Raw genomic sequence first — 1,753 nt, forward strand, 5'->3', positions numbered from 1 at the left:
AGGGCTTGCCGGGAATCAACACGTCGGTTTGATCTTGGTTTTGTCGGGGTCGAGAAACCTGGCGACGTCTTCCCGTGTGCGGAAACGGGCGGTTGAGGCAGGGATGCAGACGAGGTTGGCTTCCAGGAGCGGGCGGATGTCTTTCACTGCACGGCTGATGGTCATGGCGGTGGTGTTGAAGAGCTGGCCCAGGAGGTCCATGGTCGCAAGTTTTCGCAGGTGGAGCACGGTGACCAGGACCCGATCGGCTGAGGTGAGCTTGGCTTTGGCACCTGCGCCAGGGGCCACCAGGCGCTCGTGACCCCGACGTGTGCGGAGTACTTGCTCGCGTTGAACCTCCATCGCTGAAGTCAACGACTCGATGAGCTCGTTGAGCTGCCGACGGGTCATCCCGGTCAGTTCCGGGTCCTGGAGCGAACGCCGCGTGAGGCGAACCGGTCTGTGCGCCAGGGCCTCGTCCGGTGTACTGCCGGTGGTCGCCGCGTCCATCGGATGCCGGGGGTGGAGGGTGTAGTTCCAGTCGCCGTGGAAGCGATGGCGAGTGATGGGCAGGGCGGCGATCGCGTCGTCGCTGATGCGGATGCCGGTGGGGTACTCACCGCTGTCGAGCTCGGCATGGACGGTGAGGCCGGTACGGCTGGTGGTCGCGGCGATGGTTTGGAGCATGACTTCATGGCTGGTCAGAGGTCTGCCGCGCCAGTTCATGGTGATGTGAGAGAACAGCCGGTGCTCGATCTTGTTCCATTTCGAGGTGCCGGGTGGAAGGTGACACACCGTGACTTCCAGACCCGTCTCGGCAGCGAGGTCGGCGAGCTGGGTCTTCCAGCCGCGGGTGCGATAGCCGTTGGAGCCCCCGCCGTCGGCGGTGATCAGCAGTCGGCGGGCGTCGGGGTAGTCGTGCCGACCGACTGCCTGCCACCAGCGCCGGATCGAGGCGACGGCGAACGCCGCGGTGTCGTGATCGGTGCCGACGGTGACCCAGCCAGTATTCGCCGCCATGTCATAGATTCCGTACGGAATCGCCTTCTCGGCGTGGCCGGGGAAGTCGTGCGTCTTGACCCTCACGGGCTGCCCTGCGGGCCGCCATTCGCGCCCGGCGTTCTTGTAGTCGCCGATCAGCTCCTTCTTCTTGCTGTCCACGCTGATCACCGGGTCGCCGGCGTCCCGGTGGGCTCGCGCCCGCTCATTGAGGTAGCGGAACTGGGCGTCCCTGTCGGGGTGCTGGGCACCCTCGATGGTCTTGGCGTTGGCCTGCAGGCTGAAGCCTTCCTCCCGCAGCAGGCCGGCGACCGTGTCGGCGGAGACCCGGTGGCCCTGCCGGGTCAGCTCCGCTGCCAGCTTCCGGGTCGACTTCGTCGTCCACCGCAGCAGCGACATCGGATCGCCCCGCTCGTCGGGCTCGACCAGCGCAAGCAGCGCCGGCCGCAGCCCCGGATCAAGGTCCACGGCCTTCTTTCGGCCTCCACCAGGACGACGGACTCGCCCCAACAGAGCCTGGCCAGAGTCCAGTTCAGCCGCTCCGCGCGAGACCGTGCCCTCCCGAACCCCGGCCGCGGCGGCGACGAGCCTGATCCCACCACGCCCCAGTGACCGCGCTTCCGCCCCTATGGCCAGCCGACGCTGGCGCTCGTCCAGATGCGGCAACAACACCTGGAACTTCGCTGCCAGGACGGCCTCGATCCCCTCCGGTCTCCCCATACCAGAACAACGAGTCCGGCAGCCGGAAGCCACGACTTGTTTCCCGGCAAGCCCT

Annotated in this window: 1 protein-coding gene; it reads right to left on the reverse strand. The window is 67.0% G+C overall.

The features are described 5' to 3' along the window. Nucleotides 1-15: 15 nt before the first annotated feature. Nucleotides 16-1,698, reverse strand: coding sequence for an ISAzo13 family transposase (locus ACIQPR_RS49080; protein ID WP_403664381.1), 1,683 nt, complete (start codon nt 1,696-1,698; stop codon nt 16-18). Nucleotides 1,699-1,753: the final 55 nt, after the last annotated feature.

Origin of the sequence: Streptomyces sp. NPDC091280, assembly GCF_044768565.1 — a bacterium.
Classification (GTDB): domain Bacteria; phylum Actinomycetota; class Actinomycetes; order Streptomycetales; family Streptomycetaceae; genus Streptomyces.